The 22,300-nt window shown below is 38.3% G+C and carries 27 protein-coding genes; 9 read left to right on the forward strand and 18 right to left on the reverse strand.

Annotated elements, in window-relative coordinates; all coding sequences use genetic code 11:
* Positions 1-19 precede the first annotated feature (19 nt).
* Entirely contained in the window at positions 20-2,314 is a 2,295-nt protein-coding gene (locus CKW03_RS09220) for a GH92 family glycosyl hydrolase (protein ID WP_093096033.1), read from the forward strand.
* A gap of 202 nt (positions 2,315-2,516) precedes the next feature.
* On the opposite strand, the gene CKW03_RS20580 is transcribed toward CKW03_RS09220, so the two are convergent.
* The 3 genes from CKW03_RS20580 to CKW03_RS09230 form a co-directional block, all read right to left on the reverse strand.
* Positions 2,517-2,681 (reverse strand): hypothetical protein, encoded by a 165-nt coding sequence (locus CKW03_RS20580; protein WP_169918963.1) that lies wholly within the window; start codon positions 2,679-2,681, stop codon positions 2,517-2,519.
* Positions 2,682-2,801: 120 nt separating this feature from the next.
* Positions 2,802-3,362, reverse strand: coding sequence for an SMC-Scp complex subunit ScpB (gene scpB / locus CKW03_RS09225; protein ID WP_093096034.1), 561 nt, complete (start codon positions 3,360-3,362; stop codon positions 2,802-2,804).
* Between the two features lie 8 nt (positions 3,363-3,370).
* Complete coding sequence (locus CKW03_RS09230) at positions 3,371-4,495, reverse strand: CofH family radical SAM protein (protein WP_093096037.1); 1,125 nt, start codon at positions 4,493-4,495, stop codon at positions 3,371-3,373.
* Positions 4,496-4,781: 286 nt separating this feature from the next.
* On the opposite strand from CKW03_RS09230, the gene CKW03_RS09235 reads away from it, so the two are divergent.
* The 6 genes from CKW03_RS09235 to CKW03_RS09260 all read left to right on the forward strand — a co-directional run bounded on the left by CKW03_RS09235 (position 4,782) and on the right by CKW03_RS09260 (position 12,301).
* Positions 4,782-5,213, forward strand: a complete 432-nt coding sequence (locus CKW03_RS09235; protein WP_093096038.1) for an SRPBCC family protein — start codon at positions 4,782-4,784, stop codon at positions 5,211-5,213.
* A 148-nt stretch (positions 5,214-5,361) separates the two neighbouring features.
* The gene (gene dctA / locus CKW03_RS09240) at positions 5,362-6,636 is read left to right on the forward strand and encodes a C4-dicarboxylate transporter DctA (protein WP_093096040.1); all 1,275 of its coding nucleotides are present in this window, start codon (positions 5,362-5,364) and stop codon (positions 6,634-6,636) included.
* Between the two features lie 151 nt (positions 6,637-6,787).
* A complete protein-coding gene (locus tag CKW03_RS09245; RefSeq protein ID WP_093096042.1) occupies positions 6,788-7,993 on the forward strand; it encodes an NAD(P)/FAD-dependent oxidoreductase in 1,206 nt (401 codons plus the stop codon).
* 27 nt (positions 7,994-8,020) lie between these two features.
* On the forward strand, positions 8,021-10,138 hold the full coding sequence (locus tag CKW03_RS09250) for a catalase (RefSeq protein WP_093096044.1): 2,118 nt from the start codon (positions 8,021-8,023) through the stop codon (positions 10,136-10,138).
* 524 nt (positions 10,139-10,662) lie between these two features.
* Complete coding sequence (locus CKW03_RS20750; protein WP_157739459.1) at positions 10,663-11,037, forward strand: YkvA family protein; 375 nt, start codon at positions 10,663-10,665, stop codon at positions 11,035-11,037.
* Between the two features lie 133 nt (positions 11,038-11,170).
* The gene (locus CKW03_RS09260; RefSeq protein ID WP_093096048.1) at positions 11,171-12,301 is read left to right on the forward strand and encodes a serine hydrolase domain-containing protein; all 1,131 of its coding nucleotides are present in this window, start codon (positions 11,171-11,173) and stop codon (positions 12,299-12,301) included.
* Here the strand turns inward: CKW03_RS09260 and CKW03_RS09265 are convergent.
* The 15 genes from CKW03_RS09265 to CKW03_RS09335 all read right to left on the reverse strand — a co-directional run bounded on the left by CKW03_RS09265 (position 12,298) and on the right by CKW03_RS09335 (position 20,581).
* Positions 12,298-12,837, reverse strand: a complete 540-nt coding sequence (locus tag CKW03_RS09265; protein ID WP_093096051.1) for a hypothetical protein — start codon at positions 12,835-12,837, stop codon at positions 12,298-12,300. The two genes, CKW03_RS09260 and CKW03_RS09265, sit on opposite strands and share 4 nt — an antisense overlap.
* 60 nt (positions 12,838-12,897) lie before the next feature.
* Positions 12,898-13,269 (reverse strand): nuclear transport factor 2 family protein, encoded by a 372-nt coding sequence (locus tag CKW03_RS09270; RefSeq protein ID WP_157739461.1) that lies wholly within the window; start codon positions 13,267-13,269, stop codon positions 12,898-12,900.
* 2 nt (positions 13,270-13,271) lie between these two features.
* Positions 13,272-13,796: an SRPBCC family protein gene (locus CKW03_RS09275; RefSeq protein ID WP_093096055.1), complete on the reverse strand. Its 525-nt coding sequence runs from the start codon at positions 13,794-13,796 to the stop codon at positions 13,272-13,274.
* Between the two features lie 27 nt (positions 13,797-13,823).
* Complete coding sequence (locus tag CKW03_RS09280; protein ID WP_093096057.1) at positions 13,824-14,354, reverse strand: DUF1697 domain-containing protein; 531 nt, start codon at positions 14,352-14,354, stop codon at positions 13,824-13,826.
* Between the two features lie 14 nt (positions 14,355-14,368).
* Positions 14,369-15,193 (reverse strand): VOC family protein, encoded by an 825-nt coding sequence (locus tag CKW03_RS09285; protein WP_169918992.1) that lies wholly within the window; start codon positions 15,191-15,193, stop codon positions 14,369-14,371.
* 91 nt (positions 15,194-15,284) lie between these two features.
* Complete coding sequence (locus tag CKW03_RS09290; protein ID WP_093096064.1) at positions 15,285-15,860, reverse strand: dihydrofolate reductase family protein; 576 nt, start codon at positions 15,858-15,860, stop codon at positions 15,285-15,287.
* A gap of 30 nt (positions 15,861-15,890) precedes the next feature.
* Positions 15,891-16,268, reverse strand: coding sequence for a VOC family protein (locus CKW03_RS09295; protein ID WP_093096067.1), 378 nt, complete (start codon positions 16,266-16,268; stop codon positions 15,891-15,893).
* Positions 16,269-16,359: 91 nt separating this feature from the next.
* Positions 16,360-16,806 carry a VOC family protein gene (locus tag CKW03_RS09300; protein ID WP_093096070.1) on the reverse strand — a complete coding sequence of 149 codons (447 nt, stop codon included), beginning with the start codon at positions 16,804-16,806 and terminating at the stop codon, positions 16,360-16,362.
* A 55-nt stretch (positions 16,807-16,861) separates the two neighbouring features.
* Positions 16,862-17,347, reverse strand: coding sequence for an SRPBCC family protein (locus CKW03_RS09305; protein ID WP_093096072.1), 486 nt, complete (start codon positions 17,345-17,347; stop codon positions 16,862-16,864).
* 95 nt (positions 17,348-17,442) lie between these two features.
* Positions 17,443-17,859 carry a DUF6157 family protein gene (locus CKW03_RS09310; protein WP_093096075.1) on the reverse strand — a complete coding sequence of 139 codons (417 nt, stop codon included), beginning with the start codon at positions 17,857-17,859 and terminating at the stop codon, positions 17,443-17,445.
* 74 nt (positions 17,860-17,933) lie between these two features.
* On the reverse strand, positions 17,934-18,368 hold the full coding sequence (locus CKW03_RS09315; protein ID WP_093096077.1) for a DUF1801 domain-containing protein: 435 nt from the start codon (positions 18,366-18,368) through the stop codon (positions 17,934-17,936).
* A 2-nt stretch (positions 18,369-18,370) separates the two neighbouring features.
* On the reverse strand, positions 18,371-18,823 hold the full coding sequence (locus tag CKW03_RS09320) for an SRPBCC family protein (protein ID WP_093096079.1): 453 nt from the start codon (positions 18,821-18,823) through the stop codon (positions 18,371-18,373).
* A 1-nt stretch (position 18,824) separates the two neighbouring features.
* On the reverse strand, positions 18,825-19,220 hold the full coding sequence (locus CKW03_RS09325) for a VOC family protein (RefSeq protein ID WP_093096082.1): 396 nt from the start codon (positions 19,218-19,220) through the stop codon (positions 18,825-18,827).
* A 21-nt stretch (positions 19,221-19,241) separates the two neighbouring features.
* On the reverse strand, positions 19,242-19,655 hold the full coding sequence (locus CKW03_RS09330; RefSeq protein WP_093096085.1) for an SRPBCC family protein: 414 nt from the start codon (positions 19,653-19,655) through the stop codon (positions 19,242-19,244).
* A 74-nt stretch (positions 19,656-19,729) separates the two neighbouring features.
* Positions 19,730-20,581 carry an alpha/beta fold hydrolase gene (locus CKW03_RS09335; RefSeq protein WP_093096087.1) on the reverse strand — a complete coding sequence of 284 codons (852 nt, stop codon included), beginning with the start codon at positions 20,579-20,581 and terminating at the stop codon, positions 19,730-19,732.
* 247 nt (positions 20,582-20,828) lie between these two features.
* Between CKW03_RS09335 and CKW03_RS09340 the strand changes: the two genes are divergently transcribed.
* Both CKW03_RS09340 and CKW03_RS20640 read left to right on the forward strand, forming a co-directional pair.
* Entirely contained in the window at positions 20,829-21,281 is a 453-nt protein-coding gene (locus CKW03_RS09340) for an SRPBCC domain-containing protein (protein ID WP_093096090.1), read from the forward strand.
* A 12-nt stretch (positions 21,282-21,293) separates the two neighbouring features.
* Positions 21,294-22,229 carry a DUF1801 domain-containing protein gene (locus CKW03_RS20640; protein ID WP_197701000.1) on the forward strand — a complete coding sequence of 312 codons (936 nt, stop codon included), beginning with the start codon at positions 21,294-21,296 and terminating at the stop codon, positions 22,227-22,229.
* Positions 22,230-22,300 lie beyond the last annotated feature (71 nt).

Consider the following 22,300-nt stretch of genomic DNA (forward strand, 5'->3'; position numbering starts at 1 on the left):
AAAACCTATTTTTCACAACATGAACTTAAAATTTCTTACTACAGCTTTATTGATAGGTACGACTGTCTTATCAGGATTTGCTCAGAAAGTTGGGAAGGTTGAGAAACCGATCGATCTAGTGAGCACCTTGGTGGGTACACAATCTACTTATTTTTTATCCAGCGGTAATACGTATCCAGCAATAGCCCTTCCATGGGGGATGAACTTTTGGAGTCCTCAAACCGGGAAGATGGGCGATGGATGGATGTATACCTATACCGCGGAAAAACTGCGTGGAATAAAACAGACGCATCAGCCATCTCCATGGATGAATGATTATGGACAGTTTTCCATTATGGCGATGGTCAATAATAAGACCTTTGATCAGGACAAACGTGCGAGTTATTTTTCGCATAAAGCCGAAGTCGCTAAACCACATTATTATTCAGTATATCTTGCTGATTATGATACTAAAGTTGAGCTTACTCCAACCGAGCGTGCGTCTTACTTTAGATTTACTTTTCCAAAGACCGATTCAGCCTTTGTGTTGATCGATGCATTTGATAAAGGTTCTTATGTGGAAGTAATCCCTAAGGAAAACAAAATCATAGGTTATAGTACCAAAAACAGTGGTGGTGTTCCAGAGAACTTCAAGAATTATTTCGTGATGACTTTTGATAAGCCATTTGCGAATGTTTCAACCTTTGCTGATTCCGTTTTGACGGATGGCAGGTATATGGTGAAGGCAAACCATGTTGGTGCTATTGTAGGCTTCCAAAATGCGAATGCTGGCGAGCAAGTCTTAATGAAAGCAGCTTCTTCCTTTATCAGTCCAGAACAGGCCGTTCAGAACTTGAAGGAATTGGATGGCGTGACATTTGACGAGCAGGTGAAAAAAGGTGAGGACATTTGGAATAAGGAATTGGGTAAGATTGAAATAGAAGGTGGAAATATCGATCAGATGAGGACTTTCTATTCTTCCTTGTACCGTTCTTTATTGTTCCCAAGGATGTTCTATGAGATCAATGCGCAAGGAGAGGTTGTGCACTATTCTCCATATAATGGAAAGGTATTACCGGGATATATGTTTACTGACACCGGATTTTGGGATACCTTTAGAGCCTTGTTTCCTTTCTTGAACCTGATGTACCCAGAGATCAACGAGAAGATGCAGGAAGGCTTGGCAAACGCTTATCGTGAAGGTGGCTGGTTGCCAGAATGGGCGAGTCCTGGTTACAGAAATATCATGGTTGGTAACAACTCTGCTTCTGTAGTAGCTGATGCCTATATCAAAGGGGTGAGATCAAAAGATATTGAGACTTTGTACGAGGCTGTAATAAAAGGAGCCAACAATGCTGGTCCGATTACAGCTGTAGGAAGAGCCGGTGCTGAATATTATAATGAATTGGGTTATGTGCCTTATGATGTAAAGATCAATGAAAATGCAGCCCGTTCTCTGGAATACTCTTATGATGACTTTGCCATCTATCAGTTGGCTAAATCATTGAATAAAGATTCTGATAAAGATTTCTATAAAAAGAGAGCCTATAACTATCAGAAGTTATTTGACCCATCTACCGGATTGATGCGCGGAAAGAATAAAGATGGATCTTGGTCTACACCATTCAATCCATTCAAGTGGGGAGATGCTTTTACAGAAGGTAACAGCTGGCACTATAGCTGGTCGGTATTCCAGGATGTGGAAGGATTTGCAAAACTGTTAGGCGGTCACAAAGCAATGGAAATCAAATTGGACTCTGTATTTACCTTGCCTCCAATTTTTGATGATAGCTATTATGGTTTCCCAATCCATGAGATCCGCGAAATGCAGATCGCTAATATGGGGCAATATGCACATGGAAATCAGCCGATCCAACATATGATCTATTTGTATAACCATGTTGGAGCCCCTTGGAAAGCGCAATATTGGATCAGGGAGACGATGAATAGAATGTATTCGCCAAATCCTGATGGCTACTGTGGTGACGAGGACAACGGTCAGACTTCTGCTTGGTATGTATTCTCAGCAATCGGATTCTATCCAGTGACTCCGGCAACCGACGAATATGTTCTTGGTTCACCGGTATTTGATAAGGTAACCTTGCATTTAAGCAATGGTAAGACCGTAAATATTGAATCGAAAAACAATTCAGATCAAAACCGTTATATCCACAACATGAAATGGAATGGTAAGAACTACACAAAGAACTATATCAATCATAGTGAATTGTTGAAAGGTGCCAATCTACAGTTTGATATGGGTGCAGAGCCCAATAAGAAAAGAGGAATCAATAAAGCTGATCTTCCATACTCCATCAGTAAGGACGATCAATAGATTGATCAATACCTAGTGAAAAAAAAAGCTCCAAGAATATCTTTCTTGGAGCTTTTTTAGGTTAATAGGTTGGAGAGAAAAAAAGGCTTGAAATAAATTCAAGCCCGTAAAAATTCGTTTTATCTTACCCCATACCTTAGGGCGCGCACATGTTCCTTTACTAGATGCGTTCTGGTAAATTAATTGTTTTGGCTAGTGAAGATTAAAAATCTTCATCTTCGTCATCAAAATCATCGTAGCCGCCGATCGAATCGATATCATCTAATCCGAATTCATCATCGTCATCAAAGTCATCATCATCGTCATCAGGACCGTTGAAGTTGAGCACTCTTTCATCAACCTTTACATCTGTTTCAATTGCTTGCATTGTAGCCATGTTGTTTATTATGATATTATTCTTTTGTTATGTAAAATTATATAAGATAATTCAATTGATAAATTTTTTTTAAAAATAATTAAAACGAATTTAATCTTGCTCTATCATGATCTAATCAACGATTTCACCGATACTGTTTTCTTCAGCCACAATATCTTTAAGCTGAGGGAGATCCTTGGTGCTGGATAGACCAAAGTGGTTCATGAACTCTCCGCTGGTCGAATAGAGCAGGGGCTTACCAATGCTGTTAGCCTTGCCTGCAATCTGTATCAAGCCTTTATCCAACAAGCGTTGAATGGAATAATCACAGTTGACTCCACGGATCTGTTCTACCTCCAATTTGGTAATCGGTTGCCTATATGCGATGATTGCTAAGGTTTCCAATGCTGATTGGCTCAGTTTTTTCCGCTCTTTATGGACCTGAAGTTGGTTGATGGCATCGTGATAGGCTGGTTTTGTCAAGAACTGTAATTGATCATTGATCGAAACCAAGGCCAAAGGATAATCCTCAGATTCGTATTTAGCCTTTAATTTCCCAATGAATTCTGCCAACTCTACCTTGCTGATCTCGATAGCTAATGCATCTTGTAAAACCTCCCGTAGGTCCTTCTGGCTGATTCCTTCGGAAGAGGCAAAGATGATAGCTTCTATATTTAATATAATATCTTTCAAAACGATGCTTAATAATTAATAACCTGTTCTTCCATCTGTTCAGGCAATTCCCTGAACTTGTAAGTCTGTGTCCTTAATTGTGGTTCAAAACCTGCTTCTGTGATGGCATCTTGAATGGATTTGGAAGTGAACCTGTGCGGTGCACCTGCTGCAGAAACCACATTCTCTTCGATCATAATGGAACCAAAGTCGTTCGCACCAGAATGAAGACATATCTGTGCGGTCTGTTTACCGACAGTTAGCCACGAAGCTTGTATATTTTTGATGTTCGGAAGCATGATTCTACTTAAAGCAATCATTCGGATATATTCATCGGCTGTAACATCATTGGTAATGCCGCGTAGGCGTTTCAACAAAGTACCATCATCTTGGAAAGGCCAAGGGATAAAGGCGATGAATCCATAAGCATCGGCTGGTTTTTCGCTTTGTACTTCGCGAAGCCATACCAAGTGCTCGAAACGTTCTTCGATTGTTTCAATATGTCCAAACATCATGGTTGCCGAAGTTGGAAGATTGATTTTGTGGGCTGCACGCATTACATCCAACCATTCTTGACCACCACATTTACCCTTAGAGATCAATCTACGGACACGGTCGTTCAATATTTCTGCACCAGCCCCCGGCAGGGAGTCTAATCCAGCTTCTTTCATGGCCGTCAAGACTTCAAGGTGGCTCATGCCTTCCAGTTTTGCTACGTGCGCAATTTCTGGCGGCCCTAAGGAGTGAAGCTTAAGGGTTGGATAAAGTTCCTTTAGTTGTTTGAAAAGGTTGGTGTAGAAACTCAATCCAAGGTCAGGGTGATGTCCACCTTGTAGAAGTAATTGATCACCACCATAGCGGAAGGTTTCTTCGATTTTCTGCTTATAGGTTTCAATGTCCGTGATGTAACTTTCTTCATGGCCTGGGCGTCTGAAGAAATTACAGAATTTACAGTTTGCGATACATACGTTGGTAGTATTCACATTCCTGTCAATCTGCCAAGTTACCTTTCCGTGTGGGACCTGAATCTTACGCAGTTCGTTGGCTACAAAAGCAAGGTCTGCAGTAGCCGCTTCTTTATATAAGAAAATGCCTTCTTCTTTTGTCAAGAAGTCAAAGTTCAAGGCACGCTCTAACAGTTTGTTTACATTCATGTAATAACAAAGATACGGAGCTTTTTATGAAATCGGAAGATGTAAAATAGAAATGAAACGGATTAAAATTAACCTAAATATCACCTAATCAAATTGTTGCTAGGAAAGATATAGTTGATGAAGCAATCAAATTAATTTTTAGAATAAATTCTGGAATACAAAAACTTATAAATCAGTTAGTTGTTTTAATAATAAGCTTACATTTATTTTACTTTCAGTTTACTGTTTTATAATAAAGTAGCGTTGAAAATTCATATATTTAAGTACACTACAAAGGAGGTCATTGATGAGCCACGACATTATCCATATTGAACGTACATACCCAATTTCTACAGCTGCATTATGGCAAGCTATGACCGATAAGCAAAAGTTAAAGGACTGGTTCTTTGATATCCCTAATTTTAGTACAGAGGTGGGGGCGCAATTTGAATTTTCAAAGGTTGAAAAGCGTAAGAATGATTATCACCAATGTCAAGTTTTGGAGGTAAAGCCGGAGGAGCTTTTCAAGTTTACTTGGCGCCATCCAAAGCAAACAAAAGGGAATTCGATCATTACTTGGAGGTTTATTCCGAGGAGAGGAGCGACCACTTTGCATTTGACCCATGAAAGTCTGGAACATTTCAGAGATGCCGGAGAGCAATTTTCCCAAGAACGTTTTGAATCGGGCTGGGAAAGGATTTTGGGTGATTCACTAACAAAATTTATTGAAAAATTGTGACATAGGGTTTTGTCATAACCCTTTGAATATCATTTTTCTACTTGTTAATTAATGAATTCTTGCTGCTAAGAGTAGCAATAGGAATTCATTTTTTTTACATTTAATTTTGAAACCTATTTTCTAATCATTCACGGATCTACAGAGTTATATGAAGAAATTTTTCTCCAGTTTATATGTTCAGGTCATTTTAGGAATCCTAATCGGGATTTTATGCGGTGTATTCTATCCTGATTTTGCAGTTAAGTTGAAACCCTTAGGGGATGGATTTATCAAGCTGATCAAGATGATCATCGCTCCATTGATATTTAGCTCCATTGTAATTGGTATTGCTGGGATGCAGGATATCAAGAAAGTTGGTAAGATTGGCTTGAGTTCCTTGGTCTATTTTGAGATCATGACAACGATAGCCCTGGTCATCGGATTGGTATTTGTGAACTTAATACAGCCAGGCACGGGGATGAACGTGGATCCAAATACCTTGGACCCCACAGCTGTTTCGCATTATATCCAAGAATCCAAGGAGCATAATAGTGTGATGGATTTTATTCTGAGCATTATCCCCAATAATGTGATCGCTGCAGTGGCTTCCGATAACCTCTTACAGGTTTTATTGTTTGCCGTGCTGTTTGGAATTGGACTTACGAAAATTGGAGAAAAGGCTTCTGCTCCAGTGATTGATGTCTTGCAATCCTTTCTAAAAGGTCTGTTTGCTGTCATCAAAATGATCATGTACCTAGCGCCAATCGGGGCTATGGGCGCCATGGGCTTTACCATTGGTAAATATGGAATTGAGGCTTTATCGTCTTTGGGGCTTTTGATGCTCAGCTTCTATGGAACCTGTATCGTATTTATTGTCGGCGTGATCGGATCAGTCCTGTATTTCTATGTGAATGTCAATATTTTCAAATTACTTAAATACATCAAAGAAGAGCTATTGATTGTGTTGGGTACCTCTTCTTCAGAATCGGCATTACCGGGTTTAATGCAAAAATTGGAAGATGCAGGATGTTCTAAGCCGATCGTTGGCTTAGTAATTCCAACAGGTTACTCCTTCAATCTTGATGGGACCTGTATTTATCTAACCATGGCGGCCGTGTTTATTTCGCAAGCCCTGAATATGCACCTCAACTTGGAACAGGAGATTACGTTGCTCTTAGTGCTCCTCTTAACATCAAAGGGTGCTGCTGGGGTAACAGGCAGTGGTTTTGTGACGCTTGCCGCCACTCTGCCCGTTGTGGGACATATCCCTGTCGAAGCAGTCGGCCTGATTTTAGGGATTGATCGGTTTATGAGTGAGGCTAGGGCATTGACCAATATCATTGGTAATGCTACTGCAACCATAGTCGTCGCCAAATATGAAAAAGGCTTGGATGAGGATCTCCTCCATGAAAAACTTGGCTCTGCCCATGCAGAGATTAAATAAAGAATAGAAATCGCCTCAAATGGGCGATTTTTTTATTTAAAGAATTTCATGAATCAACATAGGAATATTAAAAAAGTAAAACATTAAGCTAGCTTAGTTGGTTAGACATACTGTCCGAGTTGTTCTTGTGATACATTAATTGAAATTTTATATGGATTTAAAGTCTAATGAACCTTTTTGGCTGGTCAAGAATGGAATAATTTCGTCTTATCCTTCCTTGAGAAATGATTTAGCATGTGATGTTTTGGTTGTTGGAGCTGGAATTACAGGGAGTTTGATAGCTCATCAGTGTGTTGAAGATGGTTACCAAACAGTCGTGATCGATAAGAGAGAGGTCGTGAATGGAAGTTCTTCAGCAACCACTTCTATGTTGCAGTATGAAATTGACACTCCTCTATATCAATTGATCGATATGGTAGGTAAGGAGGGGGCTGTTGAGAGTTATAAGGCATGTTGTGAATCCATTGATAAGTTAGGCAAGTTGGCTTCAAAGATTAAATCTGAATCAGGTTTTAAGAAGAAATTGTCCCTCTATTATGCTTGTAGAAAGAAGGATGTTCCCTGGTTGAAGAAAGAGTTTGAAGCTAGGAAGGAAGCAGGCTTTGATGTAAGCTGGTTGGAAAGGGAAGAAATTGAGAAAAAGCTTGAGATCAAAGATTCACATGGAGGAATTCTTTCTAAGCATGGTGGCAGTGTTGATGCCTTTCGATTGGCTCACGATCTACTGAACTATAATCAGAAAAGAGGTTTACAGGTTTTTGATAAGACCGAACTGCTGAAAGTTGAAGAAAAGAAAGGCTTTAATTTGGTTCATCTAGATACGAAAGCTACGATAAAAGCCAAGCATATCATTTATTGTATCGGCTACGAAAGTGCTAATTTGATCAAAGAAAAATTTGTAGACCTTCTGAGTACCTATGCCATTGTTTCAGAGGTAAATCAAAAACTATATGAAAAATATAACGATTACCTGATTTGGAATACTTCTGATCCATACCTCTATATGCGCACCACTGATGATGGTCGGTTTTTAATAGGAGGTGAGGATGAAGAGTTTCGGAATCCAGAGAAAAGGGATCAGCTATTGGGTGAAAAATCAGTGAAATTGGAAAAAGACTTCAAAAAGGTTTTTGAGGATAAGTCATTTATCACCGATTTCACCTGGGCAGGGACTTTCGGCGAGACCAAAGATGGCCTGCCCTATATTGGGACACATCCGGATTTTAAACGTTCCTATTTTGTTCTTGGCTTTGGCGGGAACGGCATTACCTTCTCGGTAACAGGAATGGACATGGTCTCGGATTGGTTAAAAGGAAAAAAACATAAACTGTCATCATACTTCGCTTTTGGAAGATAACAAATGTCTAATTAAAATAATAACACCATGAAAAAAAGAAAGAATTCTGATGCACCGCATATTGATCGCCATGTGGTTGACAATATGAACAAGGTAATGACGACCAATGATGGAGTTCCTGTTTATGACAATAACAATACGCTAAAAGTAGGAGATCGAGGTCCATCTTTACAGCAAGATCATATCTTTTTTGATAAGCTCATGCATTTTGATCGAGAGCGTATTCCTGAAAGGGTGGTACATGCTCGCGGTTCGGGTGCTCATGGATATTTTGAAGCTACAGCAGATATGAGCGAGTATACCTCGGCCGACTTCCTTAAAAAAGGAACCGTCACGCCTTTGTTTGTGCGGTTTTCTACTGTTGCAGGCTTTAAGGGCTCAACAGATTTGGCGAGAGATGTAAGGGGTTTTTCCGTAAAATTCTATACGCAAGAAGGAAATTATGATTTAGTAGGAAATAGCATTCCTGTTTTCTTTATACAGGATGCGATGAATTTCCCTGATGTCATCCATGCTGTCAAACCTGAACCTAATAATGAGATTCCGCAGGCTGCCTCTGCACATGATACCTTTTGGGATTTTATTTCTTTAATGCCCGAATCAGCCCATATGTCCTTATGGGTCATGTCTGATCGTGCAATACCGAGGAGTCTTCGGATGATCGAAGGTTTTGGAGTGCATACTTTTAAATTTATCAATTCTGCTGGAAAAGCAACCTTTGTTAAATTTCATTGGAAACCTAAATTGGGAGTACATTCAGTCGCTTGGAATGAGGCGCAGAAGATTTCGGGTTTTGATTCAGACTTTCATAGAAGAGACCTATGGGAAGCCATTGAGAACGGGCAATTTCCGCAATGGGATCTAGGCGTTCAATTAATTGCTGAAGAAGATGAAATGAAGTTTTCTTTTGATATCCTGGATCCAACCAAGATAATTCCTGAGGAATTGGTGCCTATCAAGATAATTGGAACCATGACCTTGAACCGAAATCCTGAAAACTTTTTTGCTGAAACGGAACAGGCTGCCTTTGACCCTGGAAGAGTAGTTCCGGGAATAGATTTCTCTGATGATCCGCTCTTGCAAGGAAGGATTTTTTCTTACATGGATACGCAGAACTATAGACTGGGTGGTCCAAATTTCCATGAATTGCCCATCAATAGGCCGATAAATGGAAAATATAACAACCAAAAGGATGGGTTTGCTAGGATGGACATCCTAAAAGGGAATTCGAGTTATTTCCCAAATAGTCAAGGAAATGGCTGTCCATTTCAGGCCATGATGAAGGGAGAGGTAGGCTATCAAACCGGGAAACAACAGGTCGATGGACAAAAGGTGAGAGCTAGATCGAATTCTTTTGCCGATCATTTTACCCAAGCAAGGTTATTTTTCCATTCCTTGAGTGCAGAAGAACAGAATCACATGATTAATGCCTTCAGTTTTGAATTGTCAAAGGTCAATAAAGAAGAAATCCGTAAAAGAGAATTGGCTATTCTTTATCAAGTAGAGCCAGCGCTTGCGAATGCTATCGGCAAGAACCTTGGTTTAAAACCTTCGAAATCCTTGGATCCGTTGACCGTTAAGTTTGCTAAGCAAAATCATCCTAATTATCCAATTCAACCTAATAAACCAGAAGTCGAAAAATCTGCCTTTCTTAGCATGAAAGTAAAAGATGATGAAGGCACGATTGCAAGCAGAAAAATTGCCTTTTTAGTTGATGACGGGGTAAGTAAGAAGTCGGTAGATATAATGCGGAAAGCATTAACGAAAGAAGGGGCGATGGTGGTCTTGGTATCTTCACATGTCGGAAGCCTGAAGTATAAGGAAGGCGACATGGAGGAAGTTCAACATTCGTATCTAACAGATGGTTCAGTTTGTTTTGATGGTTTTTACACTCCAGACGGGGATATGGTCGACAAATTAGCTCAGAATCCGGATTACTTACAGTTTATTAACGAAGGTTATAGACATTGCAAAGCTTTGGCTTTTGCCAAATCAGCCGAAAAACTGATGGATAAATCCTTTATTGAAAAGGATTCAGCGGTAAACTGTGAATCCTCTGGATCCAATTGGATAAACGATTTCATCCAAGCATTGAAGAAGCATAGGATCTGGGAACGAGAAAATTCAAGGAAGGTTCCTTCCTAAACAAATTAAAAGAGGCCAACTTTTTACAGTCGGCCTCTTTCTTTTAAAAAGTTATCTTCTTTTTTTCTTTTTATAACTCACGTCATAATTGAAAATAAAATAACCTTTTTTGTATAATTATAAACGCCCTAGTATTTGGAATATTGTGCGTTCATTAACTTTTTTTTAATATAATTTTAATAAACCCCTCTATGATGTCTTAAACAGGCTTTTTATTTAAAAAAAATTTTTTTAAAAACTTGTAATAAACTAGAAAAGGTTGACATTTTTCGATTGTCAACCTTTTCACTTAAAAAGTTATCTTAACTTTTTCTTCTTGAAACTAATGTCTCAAGGTTTTTAAAATAACCTCTTTTGTATAATTATAACGCCATTGTTATCAGATTATTGTGTAAATGTTATCTAATTCCTTTAAAATGTTTTTAAAGGCTAATCTACCTGTAAAAATATTGGATACAATAATGATTTGCTCATTAAACCGTTTTACATTTGTGAGGTCATATTAAAAACTGATGAAAAACAGAATGAAAAAAAACTATTTCAACAGGGCATTGCTACTGTTTAATACTTTTAAAAATAGAAAATTAACAAACGAAGATATAGAGATCGCTGAAGGTAAAGCACAGCATTTAGAAGGGAAAACCAATGAATTCAAACTATTGATTTCGATGATAAAGGATACTTTCTCGGGTCGATATAAAATGAACAAATGGAATATGTCAATTATCGTGGGAACGATTGTATATGTGATTTCTCCCATAGATGCTATTCCAGATATTATCCCGGTGTTGGGATGGTTGGATGATGCTTCTATCGTAGGCTTTGCAATTTCAAAGCTTGCCGATGAGGTGGATCGCTATAGAAAGTTTCAGAAAACTGAGTTAACTACATTGAATTAAGTCAGCTAAAGTATAAGTCAGGGATAGGTGTTAATGAAAATTAACGCCTATTTTATTTATATAGTTAATTAATTTTTGTTTCAAGTCTTTGCAATTAATAATAATTATATTGGCTGAAATTAAAACCTAAATTATGAAGCATATCATCATTGCAACCATTTTAATATTCAGTATGCAGCTTGCTTTTTCACAAGGGGATGTGAAATCAAAGTTGGATGACCTTTTAAAGGAGTATTATCCCAAGGATAATGATCCCGGAATCGTACTACAAGTTTATGACAACAACAATAATACTATTTTCGCAAAAGGGCAGGGCATTGCTGATCTAAAAACAGGAAGGAAGATTGATCTCCATACAAACTTTAGAATGGCATCAGTCAGCAAACAAGTTACTGCCGCTGCCATTTATCAACTGATTCAAGAAAACAAAATAGATGTTAACACTGCGATGTTGAGTGATTTCTTCCCAAGCTTAAAAGGAGAAATCAGGAATGCAACCATTCCTCAGCTTCTGAACCATAGTTCTGGAATTGTGGACTATGAAGAGATCATTCCCAAAGGTCTGAAGAAACAATTACGTGATTCGGATGTGCTGAAATTAATTGAACCCTTAGATCGTGTATATTTCAGTCCTGGGACTAAGTTCCGTTATAGCAATACCGCTTATTGCCTTTTGGCATTGATCGTGGAGGAAGTATCGGGACAAGGCTTCAGCGAATATGTGTGGGAGCATTTCTTTAAGCCTTTGAATATGCAGAAATCCTTGGTATATAACCCTGAAGACGAAATCAAGGATAGAGCTTTTGGGTATCATTTAAAGGGAGATGAATTTGTTTTTGCGGATCAAAGTATCACGAGTGCAACTAAAGGTGATGGTGGGGTTTATACTTCAGCGAATGAATACAAATTGTGGAACCAAGCCTTTATTCAATTATTGGAAAAAGATCCTGCTTATAGTGACTTCTTGACCGGCAATTTAATTCCAATGAATAAGGATTGCTCTTATAGTATCGGTAAGTTTATTGCTAAAGATCAATTTGGTAATTTGGTATATTTCCATACAGGAGAAAGTACCGGCTTCAATAACCTTGTGATGAGCATCCCTAAGAAGAACATCAATCTCAGTATTTTTACGAATAGAGATGACAAGAAAATCAACCCGTTTATAGAAGAACTATTAAATATTATGGATATTCAATTGATGCAACAGGAGAAAAAACCAGTCTTCAAATGGCTGAGTGACACCTATGCGAATGAGCACTAATCATACTCCTTGACATTCGCAATCTTAATCTGTTCATTGTCTAGGATGAGTTTAATGTCACGGTGATAGTCAGTTTGCAACTTGCAATCCGAAATGATCAACTTTAAGTTTAGTTCTGCTGCGTTCTCATCCAAAAGATCGCAGCTAGAGACCTTTATTTCACCCCAATCTTGGCCAGAAATCAAAAATCCAGTGCCTAGACTCGCCGTATCAATTTCAAATTTAGATCCCCATTTTTGATTGAGTTCAAATTTGGTGATGCTGCTATCGATATCCAATCCAGTGTTCATGGCATCAAGCTTAAAGTTGTAATATTCATCGGTGGTAAGCAATTTCATCCTATCGAGGCCGCTATCTTTTGCAAAATAGCTTTCGATACTATCTTTTAGCCATTTACAGCCAGCCTCCGTACCGATGGGGTTCTTATCGAATTCAGGATTGGCAAGGGTATCTAAAGGGTCTTGTTTTGATTGTTGGGCATTATTGCTGCAAGCGATTGATCCAAACAATAGGGCAAAGAATAAATATCTTTTCATTCCGTCAATAATTAGTATTATAAAAATAGATAATATTCTTGAATAAAAACTGCAATCCAATTAAATGGAAATTGCCATACTGCTGATTTTCTTGATCTTACTGGAACCTGCTGATGAGAACTCATAGAAGTCATGAAAGGCTATTTTCTCAGTTTTAAAGCTAAGAATGCCACTTGCTGCCGCATATTTTCCATGGCTCAGGATCTGTTTAAGCTCCAAAGCATCGGCCTTGGAACTTTTTATTTTTTCTAGATAATCAACTACAGCCTCAAAACCTGATATCGTTTTATCTCCTACCATTTCCCATTCGATGTCCTGGTGGAACTGATCCGCGAGCGCCTTTACATCACCTTTGGCAAACGCAATATTGAGGTCTCTGATAATCCTTCGCTTTGGAGCGTTATCACAGTCTTGAGGTGCAATGATTTTCAAATCTATTGTTTTTCTAAAATTTCCTTTAAATTGCTCAATCCAGCTTTAAAGTCCTTGTTCATATCAAAGAACAATCCCATGATATTAAAAGGATAGGGCATCTTTCCATCAATTTCCCAAACGACTTTGGAGCTCTCTGGACTGATCGCATCGACTTGCATGAATGATTTGTTGGCATCTCCCGTTCCGTTAAAGAATAAGTCCATTTCAACCCGTCCAGCAGTAGAATCCACCTTGGTCAATACTTGCTTGCCATCTCCAACCTTCTTGCTTTTCCAAGTGTAAACAAAGCCTGGATTACCATCAGTACCTTCATAATTACGCTCAATATTCGGGTCCTGTCTAGACCAATTGTCGTAATTTCCTTGGTTTCTGATCAGTTTCACATAGTCAAAAACCTCTGATTTTGGTTTATTGATGCTAATCTCGCTACCAGCATGGAAATCCTTAGGGACAAAGGCAGCAATAATTAGGATTAATGCAACTATACCTAGTACAGTCAATAAAAAATACTTTAAAAATTTCATGTTGTAGTTAAATAAATAGTTTTGATTTTATTTTGTTATTAGGGTTAGCATTTTGTTAATGGTATTCAAGTTTCTGCCTGTTGCTATTACTTTCAGCTTTTTCTCGATAAAGTTATTGTTCAGCTTACTTTTTGCCATCCCCGAGGGCAAATAGAAATAGAATAATTTCCCTTTGTGCAAATATTCTTCTGGACCCAAATCAATGTTTTTAAAAAGCTCTAAAACAGTGTTTTCTGGTTCTTTGTTTAAATAAGTAATAAACACATGATTAGGAGCTAATTCGGCAGAGAACGGACAATCATCAAGCGATTTACGCAGTTCTTTTTCAGCTAATGCAAAAACGGAGATGTCCAAACCAAATTCATTCTTGATCAAGCTATTGATAGCTGTAGCAAGCTTTTCCGAACTTTCATCAGATTTAAGCAAAATATTACCACTTTGAATATAGGTCTGCACATCCTGATAACCAGCTTTAGAAAGCTTCTCCTTCAATTCGGCCATCTTAATCAGGTTCTTACCTGATACATTGACCGCCCTAAGGAAGATGATATATTGCATAATTAGTGATCTTGTTAAGCATTTACTAACGAAGATATCTCAATTTTTTTCATTTTCATTAATGCAGGACCTGCATTCTGATTTTGAAGCAATTTATTGATGTCCTTTGGAATCACTTGCCAACTCACCCCAAACTGATCCTTACACCAGCCACACATGCTTTCTTCACCAACTTCAGTGATTTTATTCCAGTAATAGTCAATTTCTTCCTGGTCTTTGCAAAGAATGGTCATCGAGGTGGCTTCATTAAAAGTAAATGGCTGAGGTACACCTGAGTCCATTGCTGCTAAGGTCACTCCATTGGCTTTGAATTGGGTGTGCTGAACCTGACCTTTTATGGGGCCTTCAGGATATTCCATGACACCTTGTAATTCAAAGTCAGGGAATAGATCCTCGTAGAATTTCAATGCCTCCTTACATTTTCCCTGTTGCTCCCCACAATACATCAAGGTCGGTACTATGGCTTGCTGATTTACATTTTCCAGTTTCCCATAGTATAGCTGCCAGTTGTATCCATATTTATCCGCAATCCAACCATAATGTTCAGAGAACGGATATTGCTGCAAAGGCATTAAAATTTGGCCACCATCTAATAATTTGTTCCATACTTGGTCAATTTCCTCTTTACTTTCAAAAACCGGCATAAAGGAAATGGCAGGAGTAGGTTTGAAAATTGGACCGCCATTGATCCCTATAAAGTTTAAGCCCATGATATTGACCTCAACCACCACGCCATTGTCCTTTATGATTGAACTATTTGGAAATACATCGGTATAAAAATCAAATGCTTCTTTGGCTTGACTATCAAACCAAAGTGAAGGTATTATCTTGTTTGCCATTATTTTATAGTTTATAATATCGTTTAATTGAGTTAGGAGTATGATTTCTTCGATAAAGGACATGATTTCGCTATTTTAATGGATTCCGTAACTAATGCAAAACTTGATATATTGAGTTTACAACAGAGGATGGAAAGGTATTGTTCGATATTAATTTTAACTTTAAAAGCTCTTCCTGCTCGGATAAAAAATGGTAGCCTTTGCCGATAGCAACTGGACAAACCATCAGATGCAATTCATCTACTAGCTTAGCTTCAAATAAGGATTTCGTTAAACTTAGGCTTCCCCAGACAACAATGTTCTTCCCTGGTTTTGCTTTCAGGCCATTGATAAAATCAACATAGTTTTCATTCACCAATGTTGCAGAATCCCAATCACCCCAAGAAACAGTTTCCAATGTGTTAGAGAAGATAAATTTATCCGTGCTGTTCAATCCTGGCGCGACAGGTTCTTGTATTGGGTCCACATTAGGCCAAAAATCCAGGAACATTTCATAGGTTTTCCTGCCTAACAGGATGCTGTCAATCGTTTTGATGAAATCTACCATATACTCATCCACTTCTTTCCCGATATGCATGCGCGTACCATCAAAGAAACTGGTTGTCTTTTCCCGGTCGGCAGCAAATCCGTCCACAGAAATATATTCTTGTACGATTAATTTTCTCATAGTGCGTGATTTTTATTAGAAATATCTCTTCTAATCTTCATTATCAGCAGATAGATGAAGGATATTTCCAGCAGGATCCTTAATCCAATCTACATTTTCAAGGCCTTCTTCTTCAGGATTGACAAAAGCAATATCATTGGCCTTAAAGTATGCTCTAGCTTTCTGGAGTTGGTCCGTACTCAGTTCTAATAGTATTCTCGGTTCTTTTCTAGCCGGTACAGCATCTAGCCAAAGGCAGATGGAACCAAATGAAATCTTAGCTGATCGGATAACCTGAGGACCATTTACTTGGATTTCTTCCATATCCATCAAGAGAATGTCCCGATAGAAATGTAAGGTCTCTTCAAATAATTCTTGTGGAATCTTTAATGCAATATTGTTGCTAGCTTTTAGGGTAATTTTTCCCATACGATCCAATGCAATAAAATGAATTCCTTAAAATCAGTAACACATTTTTTGAATGTGTTACTGATTGGTTAATTGTTAGTGATCAAATCTCTTAACCCATTTTCTTGTTTCCTTCAAAATGGATCATCCAATTGATACCAAATTGATCTTGGAAAGAAGAATACAGTTCAGCAAAAAAAGTTTCTTCCAAAGGCATTTCGATTAGTTTTGCCCCTGCAGAAAGCGAATCGAAAAGATCTTTGGCTTCATCGGCAGAAGCTACATCCAACATGATATAAATAGAGTTCCCATTGGTCAGTTTATGTCCAAAACCTTCTACTACATCCGAACCCATCAGCATGGTGTCAGGATTAATGCGTAGCGAAGTATGCATAACCTTTCCTTTGGCATCCTCCGGTAATGGTGGGAAGTTTGGATCTGCAGGCATATCACCAAATAAATATGTCCCTTGAGCCTCTGTTTTAAACACCTTTTGATAAAAATCAAAAGCTTGTTTACAATCACCGTTAAAGTTTAGATAAGCATGAACCTTTGCCATAATGTTTTAATTTTTCTGGTTTATATTTAATTAATGTGTCTTATTCTTAATAAGATTATTGCTTTTTCAGCAATGCTTCCAAATTGTTCAGGCCCATTTCATAGCCTTCTAAAAAGCCCATGTCCAGGTAAGATTTTAAAGTCTCTGCCGAATCGTACGTACAAGAAGAAGTAACTGTACATTCGCCATCTTTAAATGAAAAGTCATTCCTCCAAGTTGAACTTGGAATATCCTTACTGGGGTTTCCACTTTCATCACAGAAACCGTCTACACCTAAATAATAATTTTGTGGGTCTATTTCTTTGTAATCCATGAATGACCAGTGGATTTCTCCATTTGGGCCAGTCATATTATATAGCCATCTTCCACCAACTGAAAAATCCTGTGACTTTGTATTGCATTTCCAAGGTTTTGGAGCCCACCATTCATCTAGGATGTTAGAGTCGGTAAATGCGTTCCATACTTGTTCTTTATTAGCCTCAAATGTCCGTGTGATGATTACTTCGTTCTCCTTGATCTGATGTTGAAATTTCTTTTCCATAGCATATATGTTTTGTTTTTCTTCAAATAGTAAATCTAAGTTACAGCGCTATCCATGGAATCCACTTGCCATAAGACAAGTAATGAATATTTCAGTTATTTTTTAGAAGAACGCATAGCTGGAAGCTTCTTAATGGAATCATCCTTCAACATCTTTTGGTATTCCTCAGTTGCACTGTCGATCAAACGTATCTTTCCCTCGGCATCATAATAAATACCCCAACCATAAGTTTTTGCTAGGGGAGAAGTCCTTAAACAAGCTTGTCCTTTCGAATAGAATTTTTCCCGCTCTTCCGCTAACTCTCCTTCCAATAATTCTTTCCTTTGGGCATGGATGTCAAAGATCAAATCATCCGAGTTAACTTGAGCCGGTTCCTTCATCAACCTATCAAATTGCAGATTTGCCACAGTTAATTTGTCGATCTTTACAGGAGGCATTTCTCCTTTTAAAGATTTACAATCCTCAGCTACTGTGATCAAGGTATTGTAATAATTCGTACTATGTGTTTTCATGAAGCTTTCTTTGGATTACAGCATAAAGTTAGAGTCCAATAGTGACAACAGTTTGTCAACTGATTTCATCAAATTTATTTTTCGGGAATGATTCTTTCGTATTTATCTGAAATAAAAGCAATAGACTCTTGCATGATGTTTTTTAAAACATCCAAGTTTATATCATCCAGCTTTTTGATGTAGATACAGGCTTTTCCCATTTTGAATTTACCGAAACCTTCCAAGAGATGTTTATGCTCCTCGCAGCCAGTAAATACATAGAGGGAGATGGCAGCTTTCCTAGGTGAAAAACCCAACAACGGGGCATCACCTTGATGCCCCGTTGCGTATTTATAATGGTATTGACCAAAACCAATGATACTTGGGCCAAACATTTTTGCTGGTTCTCCAGTAGCTTCTTCCATCAGCTCAATAAGCGCTAAAGAGTCTTTTTTCTTTTGATCATTGTCTAAATCATCGATGTATGCATAGACATCATCTGCCGTAAATTGCGTTTTGACTTTAGCCATAATTATCGCTCACAGATTTCTTTTAATTTTTTTAAGGCTTCGGGCCAGGTTTCATCAAACATGTGTAGATCATCCTCATCGGAAATTTCCAAAGAGCAAAGTACATTTGTCTTTCCATTTTCTTCTTTGAACCTATAGATCTCCAAAGCGTTTTTCCAATTGTCGATTCCTGGACCCTCATATTTTTCGCCACTTTGGTCAAACATCCCTAGATGTCTAATGATCACGATTTCTCCCGGGATATTCTTGTCGATCACTGAAACCATTCCAGCTTCATTTCCGTTCTGATCCAAAGATAGAAACCTTATTTTCGAATTTTCTTCCCAATTCCCTTTTACATCCGAGGTAGGGCTGAAGGGTTTGGTCCATTCCCTATAGCTATCTCTTTCTAGCATTTTGGAATGCACAGTTTTTGCGTCTGCATTAATCTGCTCGCTAAAATATATCGTATTCATTTTATTGGAATTTACCGAATCCAAAAACTGCACCAGCTGGATCCTGAATGATTACATAATTATAAGTGCCATCAGCTTTCTTGTTTTCATGGACTAGCTTCCCACCCCGAGCAATGGCCTTTTCCAAGGTAGCAGCTACATCATCCACACAAACGTACATGATCCATTGCGGCGGTATGCTCGCATTGATACCGCGTTGGTTGCAGATGCCACCGGCCGGGTTCTTTTCATCATAGAGCATCGCATAATCGTTATAGGATTCCTCGCCATCTTTCATGGCTACAGGGTATTCCTGCCAACCTATGACATCTTTATAGAATTCCTTCAAGGAATCCGCTTGGTTGGTTGTCAAATCTGCCCAAACAATCTGGCCTGCTTTATATTTCTGTTCTGACATCTTGTTCTATATTGTTAATTTTTAGTTTTCTACGTGTTTTTTAAAATTATCCAAGATTGCCTGCCAACCATCTCTTTGCATATCCTCAGGGTTGGAATCCTCCATGTCAAAATCAATGCTGACTGCGGTCTTTCCATTTTCATCCTTAAATTTGATGTCCGTCTCACGATTATCGCCCAATACATAAGATATGCTGTTCATCGGGGTAACCTCCGTATAGGTGCCTTCAAAGTCAAATTCAAAACTGCCATCCTTGGCCGCCATTTTATTCTTGAACTTTCCACCAACCCGTAAGTCATTCTCTGAGGAAGGGCAATGCCAATCCTCCGATGCATGGTTCCATTGTTTAATATCTTCGGGATTATTGTAGGCATCCCAAACAGTCTTGATCGGTGCGTCAATTAAGGTGTCGATATGAATTCTTTTCTTTTCCATAATAGTATATTCTTGTGATAGTCGAATTTAAGGGTAAATAATTTATAGCAACTTGCCCTATGGCAAGAAATATTTTATTGGGATGCAGTCTTCACTAAATTTGAGATCGAGCTGATGATCAAAGGCCAATCATCCTCATGCAATTCATGGCCCGTACCTTCGAGTACAACCAGATTTTGAGCCCTTATTTTTTGCATGAGCGAAATGGCATTCTGAAAATGGCAAATCTTATCCTCTGTGCCGTGGATCACCAGTACTGGCCCCTTTATCTTATCCAATTGATTGTAATAATCCATACCTCCGGCAATGCTGGCATGATTGAATTGGCTCCTGAAATTATTTGCCCTGCGATAGGACTCACGCAGGTAATTTTCAGCTCGCAATACATTCAATGATTTTAAACCACTCATCAGATGGGAACCTTCAAGGAGATAATGGATGACTTTGTCTTCATTCTCCCAATCAATATCCGCAGCTTTAGCATGGAAATCCAATATCTGAGGATCCATTTCAGGTACTGGAATATCAGAATCTCCCCATGGCATGGTACTGAATAAGCACAATGATTTTACCCGCTCAGGGTATTTGATCGCTGCAATCTGAGCTATCATACCACCCAAGGATATACCGACCAAATGCGCAGCCGGAATTTTATAAGCATCAATAATAGCCAGCAAATCTTCGGTAAAATCAACTATATCATAGTTTGCTTCACCTTCAGGAACTGAAGTGGACTGACCGGTATCCCTAAAATCATATCGAATTACAAACAAACCCTTATCAGCCAACTTTTGGCAAAATTCGCTATCCCAAAACAACATAGAAACTGTTGCTCCCGCAATCAGTACTACGGCTGGATGACTTCTGTTTCCAAATGATTGGGTAAATAAACTGATGTCTTGATGCTGAATGATCTTATCCGTCATACTAAATTAATACTGCTTTAATGGTTGAAATAGTAATTGCTAATGGTAAAACAATGTAATCATCTTTTCTGTTTTATTCTCTTCTTATAGATGGAATTATAAATAATATCTTTTCTGAGATAAATTAAATATTAAATTAGATTATTAATTGAGGACGTCAACACGTCTAGGTTCATTGGTTTTTTAGCTGATGTACCTAAATGGATCTAAAATGTCCGAATGAGTTTTACACGAACAAACAAAAGCTATGAATGAAAACCTAAGTGCGAGGGCATCGATACAAATTTTAAAGCCGATAGAAGAAGTTTTTGAAGCTATCGTCGATCCTGAAAAAATGAGCAATTATTTTATTGAACGATCCAGTGGAAGGTTAGAGGATGGGGTAACAGTAGAATGGAAATTCCCAGAATTTGAAGATATCTTTCCTGTTACCGGTAAATTTATCCGTCCATACGATTATATCTCCTTTGATTGGAGTGGGGGTGAAGAAGGAATGGTCGTCGAGATCTTTTTAGAGCCATACCATGATAATTTTACGGTGGTCAGGATCAAGGAAAGCTATATGCCGCCATCCGAGGAAGGTATCAAGCAAGCGATTGGGCAAACGGAAGGCTGGGCTAATTTCCTAGCTTGCATGAAAGCCTATCTTGAATACGGAATCAACCTGAGAAAAGGTGCTTTTGATTTTATGAAACCTTAAGCGAACGTACCTATGTCAACTTTTACCAATATCGATGAGTATATTGCCGGCTTTGATGGGGAAGCCCAAAAGACATTGAAAGATGTTCGGACAATCATCAAAAAGGCAGCTCCAAAAGAATCTAAGGAAACTATTAATTACAAGATGCCGACTTACCGCTATAATGGTAATTTGATTCATTTTGCCATGTTCAAAAATCACCTTGGCCTATATCCTGGTCCCGAGGCCATTGAGCACTTTGCGGAAGCCCTTAAACCTTATAAAACTTCAAAGGGTGCCATTCAAATTCCTTTGAATCAATCCCTACCCGAGAAACTGATCTCGGATATCGTCCAATTCAACGCCGAGAAATTAAAGGAAAGAACCTATCCCAGTTGGGAAACCAAAAATGAAAAGTGGAATGATTGTCAGGAACTCATGAACCAAATAGTTTTAAAAAATAAAACAGCACTCAAGCGAGAAATCAAATGGGGTTCTGATGTCTATACTTACCAAGGAAAGAATGTTATTGGATGGGGTGGATTCAAGGATTTCTTTTCCTTATGGTTCTACAATGGAGTCTTCCTTGAAGATAAAGAACAGGTTTTAGTGACTGCATCTGAAGGAAAGACAAAATCATTAAGGCAATGGCGTTTTACGGATATCAAAGATATGGATGAAAAGAAAATCCTAGCCTATATCGAAGAGTCCGTGCAGACCATCAAGGATGGAAAGGAAATCAAACCTGAGCGTTCCGCTCCTAAACAGGTGGAAGGTTTTTTAAAGGAAGAACTCGCAAAGGATAAAGTATTCCAGGAAGCATTTGAAAAACTGACGCCAGGAAAGAAGAAAGAATATATCGAATACATTGACGAGGCCAAACAAGAGAAAACCAAGCTCAGTCGGGTTGAAAAAATAAAACCGATGATCCTTGAAGGAAAAGGGTTGCACGATAAATACAAGAAATAAGTCTATCTTAATGATAGGCTTTTTTTGTTTTGATACAACAAATACAAATTTTATCTGTTCAGATAATAGAG

Origin of the sequence: Sphingobacterium mizutaii, from assembly GCF_900187125.1 — a bacterium.
In the GTDB taxonomy this organism is placed as follows: Bacteria; Bacteroidota; Bacteroidia; order Sphingobacteriales; family Sphingobacteriaceae; genus Sphingobacterium; species Sphingobacterium mizutaii.